The organism is Candidatus Eisenbacteria bacterium (assembly GCA_035712145.1).
GTDB lineage: Bacteria > Eisenbacteria > RBG-16-71-46 > RBG-16-71-46 > RBG-16-71-46 > DASTBI01.
Genome location: DASTBI010000182.1, coordinates 37881 through 60973, shown reverse-complemented (window position 1 = coordinate 60973; position 23093 = coordinate 37881). Strand labels below are relative to the sequence as shown.

The following is a 23093-nucleotide window of genomic DNA, read 5'->3' as shown; positions in this document are numbered from 1 at the left end:
GAGGGCGGCGACGTCCTCGTCGGTCACTCGATAGGCAGTGCTCCAAATCTTCTCGAGCAGCGGCCGGAGCTCGGCCGGCAGCTCATGCCAGAGCGCCGGATCCGAGGCCGCTCGCCTCATCGCCGGAGCGAGCGTGGCAGGCCCATCGAGGACGCTGCGCTCCAACGTCAGTCGTGTCGGCTCGTGAGGGTCGTGAATGGGGCGCATGTTGGGAAGGGTCGGGTGCGTGACTCAGTAGCTACGCCGCGAGGACGCCTTTGATTCCCAGATGGCCCAGGCTTGCTTACAACCTCGCTGGTGCCCGCAGCCCAGGTTCGGGTAGAGCATCCCGTCGCAGGCTCGGCAGCGTACTCGTCTTGTGTTACGTTGCGATTCGTTGACAGCCGCGATCGCCGACGAGCTGTCCTTCGTTGGGTCGATGTCGCGGGATGACCTGGTGTCGTAGCCGCGAGCTGGCCCCGACCGTGACCAACCTCACGAAGTCTCTGTTCGTCACCGGGTGCCAGTGTCCGAGGCTTCTGTGGTGGACGGTGCATGAGCCGCTGGCGGAGGAGCTTCAGCCCGACAAGGTCCTGCTCGACCGCTTCGACCAGGGGCGCCTCGTCGGTGAGCTGGCCCGGGAGCGATTCCCCGAGGGCGTGCTCGTCTCGCCGCAGCCTCGCGACCGCACCGCTTGGTGCGACGCCACCCGCTCAGCGCTCGACGCCGGAGCACCGATCATCTTCGAGGCCGCCTTCCAGGCGAAGGGTGTGTTCGCCGCGGTCGACGTCCTTCACAAGGCTGATGACGCCACGACTCTGATCGAGGCCAAGTCCACGACCTCGGTGAAGGACGAGCACATTGCCGACGCCGCGCTCCAGGCCTGGGTGCTCGCTCAAACCGGCATGACGGCCGAGCGCGTCGAGATCATGCACTTGAACAAAGACTATCGGCACCCGGATCAGGGCGACCTGTTCGTCCGGGCGGACATCACCGAGCAGGTCCACGAGTTCATGCCTACGGTTCCGGCGCGGGTGGAAGAGCTCACCCGTGTGCTCGAAGGAGAGTTGCCGGACCACCCGATCGGACTCCACTGCCATGAGCCACGCGGGTGTCCGTTCCTGAAGCGATGCTGGCCGAACGATCCGGATCACATCTCGACGCTCTACTCGAACGGACCGAAGAAGACGGTGGCTTACATGGCGAAGGGCATTCACTCGATCTGGGGGATTCCCCAGGGGCAGAAGCTGCCGCCCGCCGCGCAGCGGCAGTTGCGGGCGCTCAGGGAGAATCGGCTCATCGTCGAGCCGGGACTCGGGCGGGCGCTCGAGCCGTTCGAGAGCCCGCTCGGGTACCTCGACTTCGAGACGGTGTCCCGAGCGGTTCCGGTATGGGCGGGCTTGGCGCCGTGGGGGCACGCCACGGCACAGTTCAGCTACCACGAGGAACAGCAGGATGGCACCTACACGCATGTGGGCTGGCTCGCCGAGGGGCCGGGCGACCCGCGTCGCGAATTGGCCGAAGCCATGCTGGAGGCAACGAAGCGCGCGCGGCGAATCGTGATGTACTCGTCGTTCGAGAGGACACGCATCAACGAGCTGGCGGAGCTGCTGCCCGACCTGGCGGCGCCGCTCGCAGAGCTGGCCGGGAAGCTCGTGGACCTGCTCCCGGTGGTGCGTGACCACGTCTACCACGTGGAGTTCCGCGGGAGCTTCAGCATCAAGAACGTGCTGAATCCGCTGGTCCCTGATCTCACCTACAACGATCTCGTCATCGTGGACGGGATGGTCGCCAGCGTCGAGATCGCTCGGCTGTTGTTCGTGGCGCACAAGATCCCGGTCGAGGAGCGCGACCGGCTCCGGCAGGACCTGCTGGCCTACTGTGAGCGCGATACCTGGGCGATGGTGCGACTGCTGGGCCGCCTGCGTGAGCTGGCGATCGATACGAGCACACGCCTCTAGGCCGCCCGAAGGTCAATCCAGCACGGCCGAGCGCCGATAACCAGACATCACTGGCGGCACTCGCCTCCCCTTGGCAGCCAGGCCGTCGGCGTTCGTGTTGGGAGAATGCCGGTGAAGCCCTTGAAGCACCTCAAGTCGGCTCCGTTCACATGGCTGATGGCTTGCACCCTCCTCGGCTTGTTCGCGGCCCCGTGGCTGGCCGGCGGAGAGGCCGAAGTGAGTGCCCTCCGTGGAAGAGCATCGCAGGTGACCGACTCCGTCCTTGCCGGCGAGTGGTGGCGGCTCCTTTCGTCTGATCTGGTTCACCGCGATTGGGACCACATTCTCGGGAATGCGAGTGCGCTCATCGTGCTGGGACTCCTGCTGGAGCCGAAGCTGGGAACTGGACGGATGGCGCTCCTCTATTTCCTGGGAGCGATCGGGTCCTCTCTCGGAACCCTGGCCTTCTACACCAATGGCGCCGGCGCCTCGGGCGCGATCTATGCCCTCATGGGTGCTTATCTGTCACGCCCTCTCAGGCAGTGGGAGGACGGTCAGGTCACCATTGGGTTCGGGTGGCTGGTCGCCGCGTGGTGGGTCCGCGATGCGTTCGACATCGGGTCGGAGTACGGCAATGTTGGCCACGCAGCTCATGTCGGCGGATTCATCGTTGGCCTCTGCGTGGGCGCGTTCTACGACGACCGGCATGGACCCATTCTTGGCTGGTCACGTCCGCGCCGATGCGCAGCCGCTGTTCTGGTGTCGCTCGGTTTGGTCGCCGCTCTCGCCCTCGATCATCGATGGTCCATGGGATGGAACCGCAACGTGGCCAACCGGGTGGAAAGCACGGAGGGCTGGCTCGCGGCCCAGCCGTACTGGAATCGTATCGAGGAGGTCGCTGGTGGGGGCCGCCAGGTGGATGCGTTCTTCCTCGAGAGGACCGCCCGGTTCAGGCTCCGTGGACATGACTTCGTCGGCGCGCGGAGGCTGTTGAGATCGGTTGCTTCGAAGCTGGATGAAGCCGAGGTCTACCAGGCTACGGCATATCTATTGGTGCAATACGAGCCACGCGACGAGCGTACTGCCTTGAGGTATTGGCGCAGGGCGTCCCTGCTGAGCCCTGACGATCCGGATATCCTGGATTCCATCGCGTGGGCCATTGTCTCGAGCGAGGACTCCTTGGGCCGTCCTGAGGAGGCCCGAGCTCTGGCCAACCGTGCCGTGGCTTTGGACAGGATGCGTACGCCTGAGTTCTTCCGCACATTGGCCTGGGCGCACCACGAATGCGGAGACACCGATCGGGCCATCGTGTGGATGCGACGCGCCATCCAAAAAGGGTCGGCGTACGGGGAGTTGTTCGCCACCGAGCTGGAAGAGTTGGAACAAGAGCGGAACTCGACTGTCCCCCCGGGGACAGTCGAGTAGCGGTAACTGGCCGTTGAGCGAGTTGACGCGACCGTTGTAGAACGGATTGTGGCCAGAAAAGAGTTACAGCCCACCTCGTCCATCTGCACCAGATGTTGGACTAATCAAATGTCTTAGCCGCCTAATTGCCGCCTGACCGGTGGCATGGGAAATGCCCTGATCAGGGGCATGGCAGGTCGCAAAGAGTCCCAATCCACCCTGTTCAAGTCGCTGCTGCGCCAGCAACGCAAGCAAGCGTCGCTGGTCCGCAAGATCGAGAAGACCTCGGCGCGGCTGGAGCGCCGCAAGGCCAGGCTCCAGGCGTGCGAGGCCGGCATCGCCCACCTCGAGCGTCGCCTGTCGGCGCCTCGCCAGGAGCACCTGGGGAAGCAGGCCGGCAGCGACGGTCGTCTCAAGCGTGCCCGTCTCATCTTCAATCCCACCGCGGGCCGCGACGAGAAGAACAACGCCGAGCGTCTCGCGCAGATCGTGAGCAGCCTGCGAGTCCACGGGGTCGAGGCGAGCGTCGGTCTCAAGACGTCCGGGAAGGCGGCGCGCGAGATGGCTCGCGAAGCCGCGCGGTCCGGGGCCCCGCTGGTCATCGTGGCCGCCGGTGACGGCACGATCGGAGACGTCGCCGCGGAGCTCATCGGCACGTCCACCGCACTGGCGATCATCCCGATCGGCACCATGAACAATCTCGCCCGCTCGTTGGGCGTGCCTCTCGCCATCGATCACGCCTGTGCGCTGATCGGAATGGGGACCACGCGCCACATCGACATCGGACGAATGACGTCGGAGGGGGGTTCGAAGGCTGAGTACTTCATGGAGTGCGCCGGGATCGGGCTGAGCGCGATCGCTGCCTTCGCGGGCCAGGAGTTCGTGAAGCGACGCTGGTACCACCTCCCGGGAGCGTTTCGAAAGTTCGTCGAGGCGAAGCGAGGCGCCATCAAAGTCGAGATGGACGGGACTCTCGTCGAGGCCGCGACCGGTATCGTCACGGTCTCGAACGCCCCGCTGATGGCGCACAACATGCTCGCGGCGCCGGGGGCGAAGATGGACGACGGGCTGCTCGACGTGCACATCTACGACGGCATGAACGATGCCGCGCTGGTGAAGCATTTCATGGCGGCGTCGTCGGGATCGCCCGACGATCTCAAGACCTATCGTGTGCGGCGCGTGCGGATGACCGCCGAGGAGCCGGTGCCCGGCAACTCCGACATGAACATCACCCCACAGCGGCACGTGATGGAGATCGAAGTGGTGCCGGGGGCGGTGTCGATGGTCGTGGGCAATGGCATCGCCCTCACCGTGCCTGTCGAGTCCGCGCCCAACGCGCCCACCTTCGCCCCCGACCCACCGCACACCAACGGGGCGGAGGCCAAGAACTCCGCTGAAACGCAGCCCTCGGACGCTGCTTCCAACCTTCGCTAGCCCGCGCCCTCACTCCTCCTCAAACAAATACTGCAAGGCCTCGCGGTCGAGCGTCCGGGCGAATCCCTCCTCGCCGAGCACGTCGCTGGCGAGCGCGGCCTTGCGCTGCTGCAGCTCCCAGATCTTCTCCTCGATCGTTCCGCTGGCCAGCATGCGATAGGCGATCACCGTCCGTGTCTGACCGATGCGGTGGGTGCGATCGATGGCCTGGGCTTCGACGGCGGGGTTCCACCAGGGATCGAACAGCACCACATAGCTCGCCGCCGTGAGATTGAGGCCGGTGCCTCCGGCCCGCAGCGAGATCAGGAACACGCAGGGCTCGGAATCGGACTCGAATGCCGTCACCACCTCTTCGCGCCGCGTCGTCGAGCCGGTGAGCATGTGACGCCCGATGCCGCGCGCCTCCATCTCCTGGTCGAGCAGCTTCAGGCACTCCACGAATTGCGAGAACAGAAGCACCTTGTGGCCCTCGGCGAGCAGCGGCTCGAGCAGCTCGAACACCGCGTCGAACTTGCCGGAGCCGAGCGACGGTTTGCCGCCGGCCAGCGCCGGGTGGCAGCAGATCTGGCGCAGTCGGGTGAGCACGCTCAGGATCTCGAGCCGGCTCTGCTGCACCTCCCTGGGTGTGATGAGTCGGGCCATCAACGCGCGCCCACGCTCGAGCTCGAGCAGGTAGAGCTTTCTCTGGCCCGTGGTCAGCTCGCAGTCGCGCTGCTCCTCGATTCGATCGGGCAGCTCGAGCGCCACCTGGCTCTTGAGCCGCCGGAGGAGCATGGGGCGCAGGCGGGCAGCCAGCAGCCGTCGCCGATAGGGCGGCGCGTCGGGAGCGTCGTAACGGGCCACGAACGCCTTGCGACTGCCGAGGTATCCGGGGTTCACGAACTGCATGATGCTCCACAGGTCGAGCGCACGATTCTCGAGCGGTGTCCCGGTCAACGCCATCCGGTGACGGCACTGGAGCTGCTGCACGGCGCGGCTCACCGCGGCGTCGGGATTCTTGATGTTCTGCGCTTCGTCCAGGATCACGGCCCGCAATGCGACGTTCCGCCAGTCGGCCAGATCGCGGCGCACCAGCGCGTAGTTGGTGACCACCAGGTCGACGTTCGAGATCTCCTGCCGGAGCGCGTGCCGTTCATGCCCGCTGGTCAACGCCAGCACGCGGAGGTGTGGCAGGAACCGCTGGGATTCGCGGATCCAGTTGTGCACCACCGACGCCGGGCACACCACCAGCACCGCTCCGCCGGCGGGATCCGCCTGGCGCGCGTGCTCGATCCACGCCAGGGCCTGGATGGTCTTTCCCAGGCCCATGTCGTCGGCCAGGATCGCGCCGAGGCCGAGGCCCGTGACGTAGGCGAGGAAGTCGAGACCCTCCTTCTGATAGTGGCGAAGCTCGCCGCGGAAGGTGTCGGGGACGGGCACCGCGGGCAATCCGGCGAACGATCCCACGCGCTCCCGCAGCTCCCGGATCTGCCGCGCGGTGTCGGTTTCGAGCGATTCGAGCGCGGCCAGGCTCTCAGGCCGCGCGCGAGCGACCTGCCACAGCGTGAGTCGTTGCTCGCCGGCATTGACCTCGATGCCCATGTCCGCCAGCAGCTCAGCCGTTTGGTCGTGCTCGGCCACGCGCTCGCGCCGCACCCAGCCCGTCGACAGCTTCACGAAGCGCGATCGTGACGAGCGCAAGCGGGCGAGGTCCTCCTCGGTGAGCGCACGTCCTTCGGCCTCCCAATCGGCGCGCACCGAGAACCAGTCCACACCACTCGCGGTCACCCGAACCCGAGCGCGAAGGGGGGCGCCGGCCAGCAGCTCACGCATGCGCCCGTTCCCGATGTAGGTGACATCCCGAGGCCGTCGGTCCCAGGCCTCGGCCAGCGTATCCAGACTGCGCGCGTCGATCCGCATCCACCCCGTGAGGCGGCTCTCGGATGCAAGCGCGCCTCCCTTTCGCTCGGGCACCAGCGGCAGGAACGCCAGCCACTCGCGCGCGACGCGCACCGATTCGGGATCGGGCATGTCGAGCAGCCAGTCGCCACCGGTCTCGAGGGCGGCAGAGCTCCCGCCTCCGCCATCCTCGGACGGTCCCGTGGATCGGCCCGGCTCCATGGTCACCAGAGCGTCCTCCGCGTGCCCGGTCTCGGTGAGTCGCTCCCAGCGCCCCTCGCCGTCCAGCGCGAACACGGGGCCGCCCGCCTGGCCCGGGCGCCACGCGGGATCGGGCGCGGCGTAGAGCCGCACGCTCAGCCAATCGGACAGCTCCATCACCACGATGGGGTGCGCGCGATGCACTCTCGTGAGGGGGGCCAGCGCTTCGGCCACGCTGTCGAAGCTCGCCGCCAGGAGCTCGAGGAAACGCTCGCGTCCCTTGATCGGAACCTCGACACCCGCGTCGCCGGCCAGGCGCAGCAGCAGAGCGCGGGGCGGTTCCTCGTTCACGCGCCAGAATCCGCCGCCGGCCAGGACCAGGCTCGGGTGGAGATCGTCATGGCTCTGCAGATACACCACCTGGTCGAGCGTCCGCTGGCGTCCATCGGCCCAGCGGACGGCAAGCGAGATGCGCATGGCCTCGCCCTTCACCTGACACACCGGCGCCACGTCCACCAGGCCGTCCTCGAGGCGCGCGCGCGCTCCGGCCACGACGCCGGCGCGCGCGGCCAGATCCGGATCGAGCGGCGCGCCCCAGGTCACGAAAGGCGAGCTCGGGAAGGCGTCGAGCAGCTGGTTGAGGACAACCACCGGGACCTCGATCGTGTGTCCGTGACGCTCCCGCAGTCCGCGCACCCGTTCGGCGAGCAATCGGGCCAGCCTGGCTTGAGGTGGCGACAGCCCATGGCGTCCGCCCTGCGCGTCATACGCCATCTGGGCGATCTGCTGCTGCGAACGGGTCTGGTCCTTGAGGCGAGGGCTCGTGACGCGCGCCTCCAGCACGACGCCGGGGCCGTCGTCGCGATGCTCGAGGCCCAGCACCACGCGCAGGCTGCGCGACGGAGGAGTGGTGTGGCGATGCGCCCACTCCTCCAGCTCGGTCGCGACGCTGGATGACGGACGCTCCGTCCATGTCGTCTCGACGGCGCCACCGCGGTCGTGCTCGCGGAGTACGGCCAATGCAAGCGCATAGGAGTGTTTGCAGAAAGGACCCACCGGGCACGAGCACTGCGGATTGGCCTCGTGGCCGTTCCACCGCCAGCCGCTCTTGTAGGTACGGGTACCGTAGACCTTGGCCTGGATGGTGTCGGGCCGCAGCTCGATGGATCCGACACGCCGGCGGTGGAAATAATCGGCGCCGCGGGTGCGCACGTACGCCGGAAAGCGCTCGCGAGCGCGCCGGAGCGCGTCGATCAGACTGCTGGAAAGCGGCTCGAAGCCACGCGAAGGGGATGCCATAGCGTCCGGCAGACTCTCACACGCCGCTGGCCCCGGGGCCAGCGGGGCATCGCCGCGGTCGAGCTAGCCCGCCAGGACGCGCTTGCTCTCCAGGTGCTCCAGCGCGGCCAGCATCAGCGCCTGCATTGGCGCGAGTGATTCGACGTCGTTCAGTGTCCCCGGGCACTCCAACCGCATCTCGGCCAGGCCGGCGGTCGAGGTCGGGCAAAGGGTCCAGTCCCAGCGCCGCGTTCGCTCGTTCAGCGCACCAATGGCCGAAGTCACGGTCCTGGACATGAGAAGGGCTCGCGCGGCATCGGAGTGGTTCGCGCGCAGGACGACGGCGCGATCGAGCGCATCGTTGCCGAGTGTGATCGGCGGCTCGGCCAGGTAGGCGAACGGGGCCGCGGCCACCGCCGCACGCGGGTCGTCCGTTCGGGCGGCCACCTGGCGCATCGCGTGGCCCAGTGCCCATGGGTGGAGCCCGCGCATCACCGCCGGCTCACGGTCTACCCCGCGCGCCGCGAAGCTGAACCCCGATTCCGTCTGCAGCACAACCTTGGCGACCGTCCGTGCGTGGCCATCGCTCTTCCACGTGCCCACCACCATCGACCACCGTCCAAGCGGAACGCGAAGGCCCGGCCCTGCGGGAAGACCGTCGGTGGGATCGATGCCGCGTCGCGTCACGAGGGTTGCGCCCATGGCGCGCGCGAGCTTGTCGTGGGCGGCGCGCTGCTGCGGTGTGTTGAGTAGCTCGAGCACCGAGATCAATCCGAGCAGTGCGAGAGGCGGCGCCGCCAGCCAGAGTACCCAGCGATGATGGAGCAGCCAGCGTGCGATCCCCTCGCCGCCGACGTAGTCGAGGAAGTGCGGGTTCGCCCACACCGCGATCATGATCCAGACCATGACGCGGAAGATGTTCCAGCCGATCACGAAGCCGTGGCTGACGGTCGCTGGCTCGCTTGGAGCTGCGTCCAACGACTCCGTGGGCTCTGGCTCGGGCTCCAGCAGGGAGGAGGACATGCGGACCTCATGGCCGAAACGCGTCGCGGGCGACCGCTCTGCTTCTTATCGGCCCGGCGCAGCTCCGGCTCGATCCGCCCCGGGGAGCAGATCGATCAACTGGCCCCGGGCCAGTGGCGTCACTCTCGAGCGAGAAACGCCAAGGGCGGCGTCCTTGCGGACGCCGCCCTCGTTGGCGCGAGGTGGTACCTCGGGCGCTTAAGCCTTGCGGACGTTCGCCGCCTGCAGGCCCTTCGGGCCCTTGGTCACGTCGAACTCCAGTGCCTCACCCTCGGCAAGCGTCTTGAAGCCGTTGCCTTGGATCGCGGAGAAGTGGACGAACACGTCGTCGCCACCATCCGACTGGGTAATGAAACCAAAGCCCTTCGCCTCGTTGAACCACTTCACAGTGCCACTAGCCACTTTGAAACTCCTGTTGTATCAGGGTCGAGACCCTTACTTTTGCCGCGAATCAACGCTGCGGCCGCGTCCGGTCCTCATGACCGTGTCTCGACTGTCGCGAGCGGCCGACCAACAAAAAGCCGCCAGAGAGTCCTCTGGCGGAATCTGAACGTCGACAACCATCCACAGGCAACCGAAGACGCTAGCAATATCGGCGCGAACCCCGAATAGCGCCAGTGAATTCTTTGTGATGCCCCAGGGGCCGCTGCCCCCATGGACACCCTTGGCGCCAGCCACCTACCATGCCGCGGCCGACTTCCCATAGGGGACCGGAGCCGATGAGCGACGCGTGCCGAAACCATCGTTCCCGACCGATTCGGCTGCACTTCCTCAATGTGACGCTGCTGGCTTGGCTGGTCGTCCTTCCTCCCACGACAGTCTTCGCCGCCAAGACCGATGTGATCGTGCTGAAGAACGGCGATCGAATCACCGGTGAGATCAAGGGACTGGAACGCGGAAAGCTCGACTACAGCACCGACGACGCCGGGCGGCCCGCAGTCGAATGGGTCAAGATCGCTCGGGTCACGAGTCCCAACTCGTTCGAAGTCGAAGTGTCCTCCGGCCGGAAGTATGTCGGAAGGCTGGTCACGGCCGGCCGGGACGGCAGAATGGTGGTCGCAGGCGAGAGAGTGGACACGCTCGCGATTGCCGATGTCGTCCGGATCAATGGTTTGCAGTCCGGGTTCGCCCAGCGGACTCAAGCCTATCTCGACGTCGGCCTCACCTACGCCAAAGCCAACTCGGCGACGACCTTCACCACCGCAGGAGAAGCGGCCTACCGCGGCGACCAGTTCGGGAGCCGACTCTCGTACGATTCCTACGCCCAGGGCCAGGAGTCCGTTCCCACGACGTCGCGTAACTCGGGTGTGGCTCAGGTCGTCTATTTCCTGCCGAAGCGCTGGTCCACGGTGGTCCTGTTCTCGCTCGAGCAAAACGACGAGCTCAGTCTCGATCTCCGCTTCACCGGCGCCGGCATGCTGGGCCGGACGCTGATCCAGTCGAATGCCATGGCGCTTGGTGTTGCGGGGGGGCTGGCCGTGGCGCGCGAGCGTTTCGCCGCCACGGCAGGGAGCAGCAGCGAAATGCGAACGAGTTTCGAAGGCGTCGTGGCCTCGCAATGGGATGCCTTTCGCTTCGACGCTCCCACGCTGGACTTCAGCACGTCGCTGTACATCTTCCCGAGCCTCTCGGATCCTGGCAGAGTCCGTGGCGAATTCAACGCCCGGCTCAAGTACGAGATCATTTCCGACGTCGACGTCGGAGTCACGCTCACCGATACTTTCGACAGTGATCCGGGCGAGAACGCGAGCACCAATGACTTCATCACCACCTTCACCATCGGCTGGTCCTACCGCCGCTAGGCTTTCACCGAACAGCCGGCTTCCGAGAGCCGGATGAGCAAGGTCGTGGTCATCACCGGAGCGAGCGGCGGGATCGGAGCGGCCACGGCGCGGCTCCTGGCCGAGCGCGGCATGTCGGTGGTGCTGGTGGCGCGGCGCCAGGATGCGCTGATGGCGGTGGCCCAGTCGTGCGGGGTGAACGCGTTGCCGCTTCGCGCCGACGTCTCGGAGCGCGAAGAAGTGCAGCGCGTGGTCCAAGCCGCGATCGATCACTTTGGGCGGATCGACGTGTGGATCAACAACGTGGGCCGAGGCATCACGCGCCAGCCGTCGGAGCTCATCGACGACGACGTCGACCACATGGTGCGGATGAACATCAAGACCGCGCTGTACGGAATGCAGGAGGTGCTGCCGCACTTCAAGGAGCGCGGGGAAGGCCACGTCATCAATGTCTCGTCGATGCTCGGCCGGGTTCCGTTCGCGGTCTTTCGCTCCGCCTATATCGGCGCCAAGCACTTCCTCAATGCGCTCACCGCCGCGTTCCGCGCGGAGGTCCAGGAAGCGCACCCGGGCATCCAGTTCTCGGTGGTCAGTCCTCCGGTCGTACGCACCGAGTTCGGAGTCAACGCGCTGCACGGCGGCCCGGATTCCCGCACGCTGCCCGGCTCGCAGAGCGCGGAGGATGTCGCGGAGGTGATCGCACGGGTGATCGAGACCCGGCAGCCCGACGTCTACACGCTCAAAGGCGCCCATGACCGCGTCGCGAGCTACTACGCGCAGCTCGGGGAGGATCCGGAATGAAGGCCAGGCCCGCCGTGAGGGAGAGTGCCGGAGCGCAGGTGCGTGAGTATCTCGCGGCCCTGCCGCCGGAGACGCGCAAGCGTATGAAGCAGATCCGGACCGCCGTTCGCTCGCTGGCTCCGAGTGCGCAGGAGATCTTCAGCTACGGCATCCCCGGCTTCCGCCTCGAGGACCGGCCGCTGGTCTGGTACGCGGCGTTCAAGAAACACATCAGCCTCTATCCGATGACGGAGACGATTCGTCGCGCCCATGCCGCGGAGCTCGAGGGTTACAAGACGGCGAAGGGCACGGTGCAGTTCCCGCTCGACGAGCCGATGCCATTGCCCCTGGTGAAGAAGCTCGTCAAGGCACGGGCCGTCCAGGCGAGGAGGGAAGCGACGGCCAGGAAGGGGCGATGAGCTGTTCCATCTCGCTTCCGAAGCTCATCGGACTGCTCGCGCTGGACGTCATGATGGTCGCCGCCTCCTGGCTCGCGACCAGGCTGCCTGCGATCGAGGCGAAGATCGCAGGTTGGATCGGCATCGTGTTCTTCGGGGCGATGGGCCTCGTGATCGTGCGCCGCTTCTTCATGTGGGGCCCGATCGTCGTCCTCGACGGCATCGGCATCCTGGATCGCCGTGTTTCGCCCGACGTCGTTCTGTGGTCGGATATCCGCTCGATGCGTCTCGTCACCTATGAGAGGCAGCGTTTCATCGGCGTCGAGCTCATGGACCCCGTCACGTTCAGGTCGCGACTCCCGGCCAGCAGCCAGTGGCTCACGCGGCTCAGCGAGCACATGGGCTTCAACTCGTTTAACCTGGGCTTCAACGATCTTTCGCCGGGGGTGGACGCGGTGTGGAGCTATCTACGGCAGCATCATCCCGGCAAGGTGAGAAGCGAAGGCTCCTGACTTGTCTCGGGAAGCGCGCGTGCTAGTCTCTCCGGCCCAACTCTGACGGAGGACATCGCATGGCAGGCCAAAGAATCGTCGCCAGGAACCCGATCGTCGAGATGGACGGCGACGAGATGACGCGCGTGATCTGGACCATGGTCAAGGAGCAGCTCATCGAGCCGTTCGTCGAGCTGAAGCTCGAGCCCTACGACCTGTTCCTGCCGAACCGTGATCAGACCGACGACGCCGTGACCACGCAGGCCGCCGAAGCGATCAAGCGTCACAAGGTCGGCGTGAAGTGCGCCACCATCACCCCGGACGCCGCACGCGTGCAGGAGTACCACCTCAAGAAGGCCTGGCCGAGTCCCAACGGCACGATTCGAGCGATCCTCGACGGCACGGTCTTCCGCAAGCCGATCATCGTGAAGAACGTGCCGCCGATGGTGCGCGCGTGGAAGAAGCCGATCGTGATCGGTCGTCACGCCTATGGCGACGTCTACCGCGACGTCGAGATCAAGATTCCGAAAGCGGGCCGCGTCGAGCTGGTGTATCGGACCGCCGATGGCAGTCCGGGAGAGACGGTGCTGGTCCACGAGTTCAAGGGCCCCGGCGTCATCAAGGGCGAGCACAACACCGAACGCTCGATCCGGTCCTTCGCCAAGGCCTGCATCGCCTACGCGCTGTCCGAGAAGATGGACCTCTGGTTCGCCGCCAAGGACACGATCAGCAAGATCTACCACGCGGCCTTCAAGAACATCTTCCGCGAGGAGGTCGAAGCGCACCGCGCCGAGTTCGAGAAGGCCGGCATCACCTATCAGTACATGCTGATCGACGACGCGGTGGCGCGCGTGGTGCGCCACGAGGGCGGGTTCCTGTGGGCATGCCGCAACTACGACGGAGACCTGTTCAGCGACATGCTGGCCTCCGGCTTCGGAAGTCTGGGCCTGATGACGTCGGTGCTCGTGTCACCCGAAGGCTGCTTCGAGTACGAGGCCGCTCACGGCACCGTGCAGCGCCACTACTACGCGCATCAGCGCGGCGAGGCCACGTCCACCAACTCGACGGCTACGATCTTTGCCTGGACCGGTGCGATCGCGAAGCGGGGTGAGCTGGACGATACGCCCGAGCTGACCGCGTTCGCACGCCACGTCGAGGCGGCGGTGATCGAGACCATCGAGTCGGGCGTCATGACCAAGGATCTGGCGGCCATCGCGGAGCCTCGACCGCTTGGGCATCAGACCACCGCCGGCTTCATCGACGCCGTCGCCGAGCGGCTCCGAGCCCGGGTGGGTGGCGCCGCGGCCGTCCGCTAGAGTCGATCCACAGGGGGTTCTCATGAGAGCTGCGGGAATCGTTCTGGTGATCGCGGGGTTCATCGGCCTCCTGTGGGGCGGCATCCCCTACAAGAAGACCGAGAACGTGGCCGAGATCGGCGGGATCAAGATGCAGGTCACCGAGAAGAAGCAGATGTCGATCCCGCCCTGGATCTCCGGCATCGCGATTCTGGCCGGGGCCGCCCTGATCATGCGCGGGGGCAAGTCCGCCCTCTGACATCGGGCAAGTGCCTAGCGCACAGCCATCTGCCCTCAAACCCAGCATGGTTTCGGTCGGGCTGACCTTGCATATCTCTGTAACATCCATTAGGTTTCGGCCCTAATCTAACCTATACGTAAGGGTATGAGTCAGCCCATCGAAAGCGTCTCCCTTCACGGCGGCATGCTGCGCGTCGGCGATCTCGCCAAGCGGACCGGCAAGACGGTGCGCGCCATCCACCTCTACGAAGAGCTGGGGCTCCTCAAGCCGGCCACCCGGTCGAGCGGGGGGTTCCGGCTCTACGAAGAGGCGGCGGTCGACCGGGTGCGATGGATCGACCTGCTCCACGGAATGGGCTTCTCGCTCCACGAGATGCGAGAGGTGCTGCGCGCGTGGTGGGGGGCCGAAGTCGGGCCCGAAGCCATGAGCCGCTTGCGGGAGCTGTTCGAGACCAAGCTGGAAGAGACGCGACAAGCCATCGAGCGAGGAAAGAAGACCGAAGCGGAGCTGCTGGCAGGGCTGGCGTACCTCGAGACGTGCAAAGTGTGTCCGACGCACGAGCCGTCGACGGGATGTGTACGGTGCACGCAGGACCATGGAATGAAGACCCGGCCGTCGCTCGTGGCGGGCATTACTTCGGCGCCGCAAGGGCGAGGCAAGAGAATAGGAAAGGAGCTGGACCCGAGATGATCACGTTCACCCCGATCGCGGCGGAGAAGGTGAAGGACCTGCTCTCGCAACGGGGCACTCCGGAGATCGGTCTGCGGCTCGGAGTGCGGGGCGGTGGCTGTTCGGGAAACTCGTATTTCATGGAGTTCTGCGAAGCCGAGTCTCCCGGCGACGAAGTCCTCGAGAGCCACGGCATTCGCCTGTTCGTCGACCTGAAGAGCGCCGTGCTGCTGGGCGGAACCGAGGTCGACTACGTCGAAGGTCTGATGGGCGCGGGCTTCAAGTTCAACAACCCCAACGTCCGTCACAACTGCGCCTGCGGAGAGAGCTTCTCGGTATAGAAACGAACGTTCACGGATCCGCTCCGAACGGCGCGGATCCTTCGATGGCTCGCGAGAGCCTTGTGGAGAGAAGGAGCACATGAGCCAGACGCCGGAACTCGTCATCCAGGACCTCCATGTCGCGGTCGAGGGCAAGGAGATCCTCAAAGGCGTGTCCCTCGCCGTGAAGAAGGGCGAGATCCACGCCCTGATGGGACCCAACGGATCGGGCAAGAGCACGCTCGCCAACACGCTGCTGGGACATCCTCGCTACGAGGTCACCGGTGGAGACATCCTGTTCAAGGGCGAGAGCGTGGTGGAGATGGAGCCCGACGAGCGCTCGCGCAAGGGATTGTTCCTGGCGTTCCAATACCCGGTCGCGATTCCCGGCCTCTCGGTGGCGAATTTCCTGCGCACGGCGCTCAACATGCGGCTGGCCCCGCCCGAGACCAACGGCTCCGGCGCGATGCCGCGCAATAAGGGGATCGCGCCCAAGGAATTCCGCAATCTGCTGCGCGAGAAGATGGCGCTGCTCAAGATGGACGAGTCGTTCGCGACCCGTTACCTGAACGACGGATTCTCGGGGGGCGAGAAGAAGCGCGCCGAGATCCTCCAAATGGCGCTGCTCAAGCCGGAGATCGCGGTGATGGACGAAACCGACTCGGGGCTCGACATCGACGCGCTGCGAGTGGTTGCCGACGGCGTGAACGCGCTCGCCGGCCCCGAGATGGGCGTGCTGGTCATCACGCACTACCAGCGCATCCTGAACTACATCAAGCCGCACCATGTACACGTCATGGTCGACGGTCGGATCTCGATCTCGGGTGGTCCTGAGATGGCGCACGAGCTCGAGACCCGGGGCTACGACTGGGTGCGAGAGAGGCAGGAGGTGGAGTCCCAATGACCACCGCAACGACCACCGGAATCCGCGAAGGCTACGAGGAGAAGTACGGCTTTCACGACGACGAGCAGCACGTCTTCAAGAGTCGACGAGGCCTCGACCGCGCGATCGTGGAAGAGATCTCGGGCATGAAGGGTGAGCCCAAGTGGATGCGGGACTACCGCGTCAAGGCGCTCGAGATCTTCGAGAAGAAGCCGACTCCCACCTGGGGCGGCAACGTCTCCGAGATCGACTTCCAGAACATCTATTACTACGTCAAGCCGACCTCCGAGGAGTCGAAGACCTGGGAGGACATCCCCGCGGACATGAAGCGCACCTTCGACAAGCTCGGCATCCCCGAGGCCGAGCAGAAGTTCCTGGCCGGCGTTGGCGCGCAATACGACTCCGAGGTCGTCTACCACAAGATCCAGGAGAAGCTCGAGAAGCAGGGCGTGATCTTCCTGTCCTGCGACCACGGACTCAAGGAGCACGAAGAGCTGTTCAAGCAGTACTTCGGCACCGTGATCCCATCGACCGACAACAAGTTCGCGGCGCTCAACTCCGCGGTGTGGTCGGGCGGGTCGTTCATCTACGTGCCGAAGGGCGTGCACGTGGACGTGCCGCTCCAGGCCTACTTCCGGATCAACACCAAGGACATGGGCCAGTTCGAGCGCACGCTGATCATCGTCGACGAGGGCGCGTACGTGCACTACGTCGAAGGCTGCACCGCGCCGACGTACTCGAGCGACTCGCTGCACTCGGCGGTGGTCGAGATCATCGTCAAGAAGGGCGCGCGCTGTCGTTACACCACCATCCAGAACTGGTCGAACAACGTCTACAACCTGGTCACCAAGCGGGCGGTCGCCTACCGCGACGCGACCATGGAGTGGGTCGACGGGAACCTGGGCTCGAAGCTGACCATGAAGTATCCGAGCGTCTACATGGTCGAGCCGGGGGCGCATGGCGAAATTCTCTCGATCGCCTTCGCCGGCAAGGGCCAGCATCAGGATGCGGGCGGCAAGGTGATCCATGCTGCGCCGAACACGACCAGCAAGATCATCTCGAAGTCCATCAGCAAGGACGGCGGCCGCGCCGGCTACCGTGGTCTGGTCAAGGTGGCGAAGGGCGCGGTGGATTGCCGGAGCACGGTGAACTGTGACGCGCTGATCCTCGACGAGGCGTCGCGCTCCGATACCTATCCCTACATGGAGATCGAAGAGAACCGGGTCACCATCGGGCACGAGGCGACGGTATCGAAGATCGGCGACGAGCAGCTCTTCTACCTGCAGAGCCGCGGGATCAACAAGGAGGAGGCGGCGGCCATGATCGTCTCCGGCTTCATCGAGCCGATCGTGAAGGAGCTGCCGATGGAATACGCGGTCGAGATGAATCGTCTCATCCAGCTGCAGATGGAGGGCTCGGTCGGATGACGACGACGAACCTGTCCGGGACCGGATTCGACGTGGAGGTGGCGGCGCGCGCCGAGGCGCGCGCGGCCGAGGCGCGCGAGACGCCGTGGGCGCGCGATCGCCGTCGCGCGGCAGCCGGCACGATGAAGGCGCTCTCGTTCCCGAGCCGCACCGACGAGCTGTGGCGACGCACGGACTTCCGCACCCTCGAGGCTGCGCTCCCCGAGCTCGATCCGTTCGCCGCGGGAACGCGGGCGCGGAACGTGGACGACTTGCCCGCGCCCGTGATCGCTGCGCTGGCGGGGGCGACCTCGGCCTACGCGTTGGTGGTCCAGCGCGATGCGGACGTCGTGCTGGAGCAGACCCATCCCGGCCTCGAGCGGCAGGGCGTGGTGGTGTGCTCCCTCGCACGGGCCTTCCGCGAGCACGAACCCAAGCTGCGCGAGCGTTACGGCGCGCTGCTTCACGACGACTACGACTGGTACACCGCTTTCGGCGCCGCGCTGCGCACCGGCGGTGCTTTCGTCTACGTGCCCGAGGGCGTCACGGCCACGATTCCGATCCGTCTCTTCCAATGGCTCGACGGCCCGCGTCGCGTGGCCGCCCCGCGCAGTGTGATCGTCGTCGAGAAGGGCGCGAGCGCGACGGTGATCGAGGAGCAGCTCTCGGAGACGGTCGAGGGTATCGGCGCGCACCTGGGAGGCACCGAAGTCTTCGTCGGCGAGGAGGCCAAGCTGGTGTACGGCACGCTCCAGGACTGGGGGCGCAACGTCTACCACTACTCGAATCACCGCGCGCGCGTCGGTCGCGAGGGCGAGCTGCAGTGGATCCACACCGTGCTCGGCAGCCGGATGACCAAGACCAACTCGTACTTCGATCTCGATGGCCCGGGCGCCCGCGTGTACGTGCACGGGTTCATGTTCGGCGACCAGCGGCAGCACTTCCATCTGCACACGCTGCAGCGCCACCTCAAGGACCACGGCACCAGCGACCTGCTCATCAAGGGCTGCCTCAAGGACCACGCCCGCAGCGTCTACCAGGGCTTGATCCAGGTGAGCGAGGGCGCGCAGCGCACCGACGCCTACCAGGCGAACCGCAACCTGCTGCTCTCCGACACCGCCCGCGCCGACAGCATCCCTGGACTCGAGATCCTGGCCAACGACGTGCGCTGCACGCACGGCGCCACCATCGGCCAGGTGGACGAAGAGCAGCTCTTCTATCTCATGGCGCGCGGGCTCCCACGGTCGCAGGCCCAGCGGCTGATCGTCGAGGGCTTCTTCGCCCCGGTGCTGGACCGCATCCCGCTCGAGGGCGTCCGCGAGCAGCTACGGCAGGCCATCGAAACCAAGATCGGGTGATGTCGTGAAATCAGAGGCGCAGGTGATGAGCTCCGGAGCCGCGGCCGGCGCGAGAGTCACGCCTGCCCGCGCCCTCGACGCGCATCGCGTGCGCCAGGACTTCCCGATCTTCCGTACGCCGCGAGACAAGCCGCTCATCTATCTCGACAGCGCCGCGACCTCGCAGAAGCCGGACGCGGTGCTGGAGGCGATGAACCGCTATTACGCGGGGTACAACGCCAACATCCATCGCGGGATCTACAAGATCGCCGAGGAGGCCACCGCGGCGTACGAAGACGCCCGCCGCAAGGTGGCCGCACACGTCAAGGCCTCGCCGCGCGAGATCATCTTCACCCGCAACAGCACCGAGGCCATCAACCTCGTGGCCTACGCGTGGGGACGCACGAACGTCGGCGCAGGCGACGCCATCCTGCTCACCGAGATGGAGCACCACTCGAACCTGGTGCCCTGGCAGATCCTGGCCGAGGAACGTCAGGCCGAGCTGCGCTACGTCCCGGTCACGGGCAACGGCGAACTGGACCTGGAAGCGCTGCCGCGTCTGCTTGCGGACGGCCGGGTCAAGCTGATGGGCTTCGTGCACATCTCCAACGTGCTCGGCACCATCAACCCGGTGGCCGAAATCGCGCGCCTCGCTCACGAAGCGGGCGCCGTGGTGCTGGTCGACGCGTCGCAGAGCGTGCCGCACTGTCCGGTGGACGTTCAGGCGCTGGGCGCGGATTTCGTGGCCTTCACCAGCCACAAGATGCTCGGCCCAACCGGCATCGGCGCGCTGTGGGGGCGCCGGGCGCTGCTCGAGTCCATGCCGCCTTTCCTCGGTGGCGGCGAGATGATCCGCGAGGTGAAGCTCACCGGCTCCAAGTGGAACGAGCTGCCGTGGAAGTTCGAAGCCGGCACGATGGCGATCGCCGAGGCGGTCGGGCTCGGCGCGGCGGTCGATTATCTGCAAGGGCTGGGGATGGACGCCGTGTTCGCTCACGACCGCGAGCTGGCGGCGCTGACGATGGAGAAGCTCGGCGAAATCCCTGAGGTGAAGATCCTGGGCCCCTCGGCGGATCGGCGCGGAGGCGTGGTGGCGTTCACGCTGGCCGACATCCATCCGCACGACGTGGCCACCGTGCTGGACGACGAAGGCGTGTGCGTGCGCGCAGGCCATCACTGCTGCATGCCGCTCCACGAGAAGCTCGGCGTGCCGGCCTCCGCGCGGGCGTCGTTCCATTGCTACTCGGTGCCGGAGGAGGTCGACGTGCTGGCGCGCGGGCTCCGGCGCGCGCTGAAGGTGTTCGCGCGATGAGCGGCATGGACGATCTCTACCGCGAGAACATCCTCGAGCACTACAAGCACCCGCGAAATCAGGGCACGCTCGATCACCCGGATGTCTCGTACGAGGATGCCAATCCGCTGTGCGGCGACCGCATTCGCATGGATCTGAAACTTCGTGACGGGCACATCGACCAGATCCGTTTCTCGGGCCACGGCTGCTCGATCAGCCAGGCCGCGGCGTCGATGCTGTGCGAGGCGGTGGAAGGAAAGCCGCTCGAAGAGGTGAAGAAGATCGGCCGCGATGACGTGCTCGAGATGCTCGGCATCGAGCTTGGCCCGGTGCGGCTCAAGTGCGGCCTGCTCGCGCTCAAGACGCTGAAGGCCGGCGTCTATGGAATCACCCAGTGGCCCGGTGAGAATGAAGGGGAGGAGGGGTCGTGAGCGAGACGCGCACGGGAGGGTTCGTGACCGTCGCGAAGGCGGGTGAGATCCCGGAAGGGGGCATCAAGGTGGTGAGGCTCGGTGACCAGTCGCTCGCCATCTTCAAGGTCGATGGGAGCTACCATGCCCTGGAAGACGTGTGCACGCACGACGGTGGACCGCTGGCCGAAGGCACTCTCGAAGGCCACGTGATCGAGTGTCCGCGTCATGGCGCGCGCTTCGACGTGAGGACCGGTGCGGTGCTGTCGCTCCCCGCCATGGTCCCGGTGCCTCGGTACGAGGTGCGAGTGGTGGGCGACGATATCCAGGTGGCATGGTCATGAGCGAAGAGAACGAGAAGAAGGACCCGGCGCCCGAGGAGGCGAAGGCCGCGGCACCCGAAGCCACGCCGCAGCCGGCGACACCTGCTGCCGCTCCAAGCCAGCAGGAGATGGCGATCCGCTCGGCGCTCGAGACCGTGATGGACCCGGAGATCGGCCTCTCGGTGATCGACCTCGGCCTGATCCGGGAGGTCCTCGTCGAGCCGGACAGGACGCAGATCAAGATGATGCTCACGACGCCCTTCTGTCCCTACGCGCCGCAGATGATCGCCGACGTGAAAGCGGCGACGCAGAGCGTGGTGCCCCAGGAGTGCGAGGTGGAGATCCTGCCGGACGCCTGGAGCCCGGACTTGATGCCGGATCCCGGGCTGCTCGGCTTCTCTTACTGACGATGGCCGTCCTGGCCGCCGTTCTCTCTGCGCTTCACGTGCTGGCGATCGCGATCGGGTTGCCCGCGATCTATGCGAGGACCCGCGCCCTCAAAGGGCCGCTCGATGCCGAGGGCCTGCGCAAAGTATTCGTCGCCGATGCCTGGTGGGGCCTGGCCGCCATCCTTTGGATCGTGACGGGGACGTTCCGGGCTTTCGGTCCCTTCGAGAAGGGCGCGTCGTTCTACCTCGGCACCTGGCTCTTCCACCTGAAGCTCACGCTGTTCGTGCTGGTCTTCCTGCTCGAGATCATGCCGATGGTCGGACTGATCCGCTGGCGCATGGCCCTCAAACGTGGCGAGAGTCCCGACGTTTCCGCGGCGCCCCTCTACCGGATGCTGAGCCACATCGAGATGGCGCTGGTGGTGGTGATCGTGCTTGTCGCCGCCTTCATGGCGCGCGGCTTCGGCCGCATCGGGTAGCCGAGAGCCGAGACGCCTGGGCGTGTGCGTGGCCTTCCACGCCATGAATGATTATCATACATGCCATGAATATCGCTCCGCTGCCCCGGCTCGTCACGTCGGCGCTCGCCGAGCGGTTGCGCGCGATGCCGGCAATCGTGGTCACCGGTCCGCGACAGGCGGGCAAGAGCACGCTGGTGCAGCGCCTCGCGCCGGGCAAACGCCGCTACCTTTCGCTCGACGACCTGGATGTCCTCGACGCCGCGCGGCGGGACCCGGAGGCGCTCGTCGGCGGCAACGAACCCGTCACGCTTGATGAGGTGCAGCGCGCGCCGGAGTTGCTGCGCGCCGTAAAGCGCGCCATCGATCGGCGCCGCGCGGTGGGGCGGTTTCTGCTCACGGGCTCCGCGAACCTGCTGATGATGCGCAGCGTGTCCGAGTCGCTCGCCGGTCGCGCGACCTACCTCACCTTGTGGCCGATGACGCGCCGCGAGCAGCGCGGAGAGGGGCGCGCCGGCCTATGGGAGGAGCTGATCGCCGCGCCCGACGCGCAGTGGCTCGATCTGCTTTCGGCCGGTCTCGACGAGCCCGACGACTGGCGTGCGCTTGCGTTGCGGGGGGGCTTCCCGACTCCGGCCGTCGAGATGAAACGCTCCGCCGATCGCGAGATTTGGTTCGACGGCTATGTGCGCACGTATCTCGAACGGGACTTGCAGGCACTCGCGTCGATCAGCGCGCTGCCGGATTTCCGGCGTCTGATGCGGGCCGCCTGCCTGCGGCTCGGTCAGCTTGTCAATCAGGCGGAGATCGGCAGGGATGTCGGCTTGCCGCAGCCCACCATGCACCGCTGGCTCAATTTGCTCGAGACGTCATACCTTCTGGTTCGGCTCCCGGCCTACGCCGTGAACCGCACCAAACGCCTCATCAAGTCGCCGAAGCTCTACTGGGGCGATACCGGAGTCGCCCTGCATCTCGCAGGCGGTGCGGAGCCCGCCGGACCGCATCTCGAGAACCTGGTGCTCCAGGATCTGCTCGCGTGGCGCGACGCGCGGCTCGAACGGGCGGAACTCACGTACTGGCGCACGGCGAGCGGCGAGGAGGTGGATTTCGTGATCGAGACCGAAGGCCGTTTGCTGCCCATCGAGATCAAGGCCGGCGCCCGGCCCGGGCTCGGCGACGCGGCGCGCCTGCGAAGCTTCCGCGCGGAGTACGGCAAGAAGGCGCGCGCAGGGCTGCTACTGCACACGGGGCGAGAGCTCCATTGGCTGGCGCCGGATGTGCTGGCCGCACCATGGTGGCGGGTTCTATGACGGCAGGTACGAGGAACAGAGCGATCGAGACAGCCCAAGTGATCGAAGAGATGATGGGCTCGTCATAAGATATGCGCGAGGCCGGCCGCGGTGAGAAGCTCGGGCTCACCGATGACGAAGTGGTGTTCTACGATGCGTTCGAGACCAGCGCCGTGAAGGTGCTGGGTGACTCGG

At 66.3% G+C, this 23093-nt stretch carries 23 protein-coding genes and 2 pseudogenes; 21 read left to right on the top strand and 4 right to left on the bottom strand.

Annotation, left to right across the window (positions count from 1 at the left end):
- A partial coding sequence (locus tag VFQ05_12565; protein ID HET9327597.1) for a hypothetical protein occupies positions 1-207 on the bottom strand: 207 nt, incomplete at its 3' end.
- Positions 208-428: 221 nt separating this feature from the next.
- Between VFQ05_12565 and VFQ05_12560 the strand changes: the two genes are divergently transcribed.
- The 3 genes from VFQ05_12560 to VFQ05_12550 all read left to right on the top strand — a co-directional run bounded on the left by VFQ05_12560 (position 429) and on the right by VFQ05_12550 (position 4757).
- A complete protein-coding gene (locus tag VFQ05_12560; protein ID HET9327596.1) occupies positions 429-1940 on the top strand; it encodes a DUF2779 domain-containing protein in 1512 nt (503 codons plus the stop codon).
- 105 nt (positions 1941-2045) lie between these two features.
- The gene (locus VFQ05_12555; protein HET9327595.1) at positions 2046-3344 is read left to right on the top strand and encodes a rhomboid family intramembrane serine protease; all 1299 of its coding nucleotides are present in this window, start codon (positions 2046-2048) and stop codon (positions 3342-3344) included.
- 168 nt (positions 3345-3512) lie between these two features.
- Positions 3513-4757, top strand: coding sequence for a diacylglycerol kinase family protein (locus tag VFQ05_12550; GenBank protein HET9327594.1), 1245 nt, complete (start codon positions 3513-3515; stop codon positions 4755-4757).
- A 9-nt stretch (positions 4758-4766) separates the two neighbouring features.
- Here VFQ05_12550 and VFQ05_12545 read toward each other — a convergent pair whose 3' ends face one another.
- From VFQ05_12545 to VFQ05_12535, 3 genes are all read right to left on the bottom strand, one after another.
- Positions 4767-8135, bottom strand: coding sequence for a DEAD/DEAH box helicase (locus VFQ05_12545; protein ID HET9327593.1), 3369 nt, complete (start codon positions 8133-8135; stop codon positions 4767-4769).
- 63 nt (positions 8136-8198) lie between these two features.
- Positions 8199-9137 (bottom strand): hypothetical protein, encoded by a 939-nt coding sequence (locus VFQ05_12540; GenBank protein HET9327592.1) that lies wholly within the window; start codon positions 9135-9137, stop codon positions 8199-8201.
- A 198-nt stretch (positions 9138-9335) separates the two neighbouring features.
- On the bottom strand, positions 9336-9539 hold the full coding sequence (locus VFQ05_12535; GenBank protein ID HET9327591.1) for a cold-shock protein: 204 nt from the start codon (positions 9537-9539) through the stop codon (positions 9336-9338).
- Between the two features lie 317 nt (positions 9540-9856).
- Here VFQ05_12535 and VFQ05_12530 point away from each other — a divergent pair, with 317 nt between their 5' ends.
- The 18 genes and pseudogenes from VFQ05_12530 (at position 9857) to VFQ05_12445 (ending at position 23089) form a co-directional block, all read left to right on the top strand.
- Positions 9857-10939, top strand: coding sequence for a DUF481 domain-containing protein (locus VFQ05_12530; GenBank protein ID HET9327590.1), 1083 nt, complete (start codon positions 9857-9859; stop codon positions 10937-10939).
- Positions 10940-10972: 33 nt separating this feature from the next.
- Positions 10973-11719 carry an SDR family oxidoreductase gene (locus VFQ05_12525; protein ID HET9327589.1) on the top strand — a complete coding sequence of 249 codons (747 nt, stop codon included), beginning with the start codon at positions 10973-10975 and terminating at the stop codon, positions 11717-11719.
- Entirely contained in the window at positions 11716-12117 is a 402-nt protein-coding gene (locus VFQ05_12520) for a DUF1801 domain-containing protein (GenBank protein HET9327588.1), read from the top strand. Before VFQ05_12525 ends, VFQ05_12520 begins: the two co-directional genes overlap by 4 nt.
- Positions 12114-12608: an STM3941 family protein gene (locus VFQ05_12515; GenBank protein HET9327587.1), complete on the top strand. Its 495-nt coding sequence runs from the start codon at positions 12114-12116 to the stop codon at positions 12606-12608. The genes VFQ05_12520 and VFQ05_12515 overlap by 4 nt, the downstream gene beginning before the upstream one ends.
- A gap of 59 nt (positions 12609-12667) precedes the next feature.
- A pseudogene (locus tag VFQ05_12510) lies at positions 12668-13867 on the top strand (NADP-dependent isocitrate dehydrogenase).
- Positions 13868-13925: 58 nt separating this feature from the next.
- Positions 13926-14141, top strand: a complete 216-nt coding sequence (locus VFQ05_12505) for a hypothetical protein (protein ID HET9327586.1) — start codon at positions 13926-13928, stop codon at positions 14139-14141.
- A 126-nt stretch (positions 14142-14267) separates the two neighbouring features.
- A complete protein-coding gene (locus VFQ05_12500; GenBank protein ID HET9327585.1) occupies positions 14268-14813 on the top strand; it encodes a MerR family transcriptional regulator in 546 nt (181 codons plus the stop codon).
- A complete protein-coding gene (locus VFQ05_12495) occupies positions 14810-15133 on the top strand; it encodes an iron-sulfur cluster assembly accessory protein (protein HET9327584.1) in 324 nt (107 codons plus the stop codon). The genes VFQ05_12500 and VFQ05_12495 overlap by 4 nt, the downstream gene beginning before the upstream one ends.
- A 79-nt stretch (positions 15134-15212) precedes the next feature.
- Positions 15213-16016: a Fe-S cluster assembly ATPase SufC gene (gene sufC / locus VFQ05_12490; protein ID HET9327583.1), complete on the top strand. Its 804-nt coding sequence runs from the start codon at positions 15213-15215 to the stop codon at positions 16014-16016.
- A complete protein-coding gene (gene sufB, locus VFQ05_12485; GenBank protein HET9327582.1) occupies positions 16013-17422 on the top strand; it encodes a Fe-S cluster assembly protein SufB in 1410 nt (469 codons plus the stop codon). The genes sufC and sufB overlap by 4 nt, the downstream gene beginning before the upstream one ends.
- A complete protein-coding gene (gene sufD, locus VFQ05_12480) occupies positions 17419-18759 on the top strand; it encodes a Fe-S cluster assembly protein SufD (GenBank protein ID HET9327581.1) in 1341 nt (446 codons plus the stop codon). The genes sufB and sufD overlap by 4 nt, the downstream gene beginning before the upstream one ends.
- 25 nt (positions 18760-18784) lie before the next feature.
- On the top strand, positions 18785-20050 hold the full coding sequence (locus VFQ05_12475; protein ID HET9327580.1) for a cysteine desulfurase: 1266 nt from the start codon (positions 18785-18787) through the stop codon (positions 20048-20050).
- 5 nt (positions 20051-20055) lie between these two features.
- The gene (locus VFQ05_12470) at positions 20056-20460 is read left to right on the top strand and encodes an SUF system NifU family Fe-S cluster assembly protein (GenBank protein ID HET9327579.1); all 405 of its coding nucleotides are present in this window, start codon (positions 20056-20058) and stop codon (positions 20458-20460) included.
- Positions 20457-20783 (top strand): non-heme iron oxygenase ferredoxin subunit, encoded by a 327-nt coding sequence (locus VFQ05_12465; GenBank protein HET9327578.1) that lies wholly within the window; start codon positions 20457-20459, stop codon positions 20781-20783. Before VFQ05_12470 ends, VFQ05_12465 begins: the two co-directional genes overlap by 4 nt.
- Entirely contained in the window at positions 20780-21169 is a 390-nt protein-coding gene (locus tag VFQ05_12460; protein ID HET9327577.1) for a metal-sulfur cluster assembly factor, read from the top strand. Before VFQ05_12465 ends, VFQ05_12460 begins: the two co-directional genes overlap by 4 nt.
- A 2-nt stretch (positions 21170-21171) precedes the next feature.
- A complete protein-coding gene (locus VFQ05_12455; protein ID HET9327576.1) occupies positions 21172-21630 on the top strand; it encodes a DUF2214 family protein in 459 nt (152 codons plus the stop codon).
- A 65-nt stretch (positions 21631-21695) separates the two neighbouring features.
- On the top strand, positions 21696-22919 hold the full coding sequence (locus VFQ05_12450) for an ATP-binding protein (protein ID HET9327575.1): 1224 nt from the start codon (positions 21696-21698) through the stop codon (positions 22917-22919).
- A gap of 11 nt (positions 22920-22930) precedes the next feature.
- Positions 22931-23089, top strand: a pseudogene (locus VFQ05_12445) (type I restriction enzyme endonuclease domain-containing protein).
- Positions 23090-23093 lie beyond the last annotated feature (4 nt).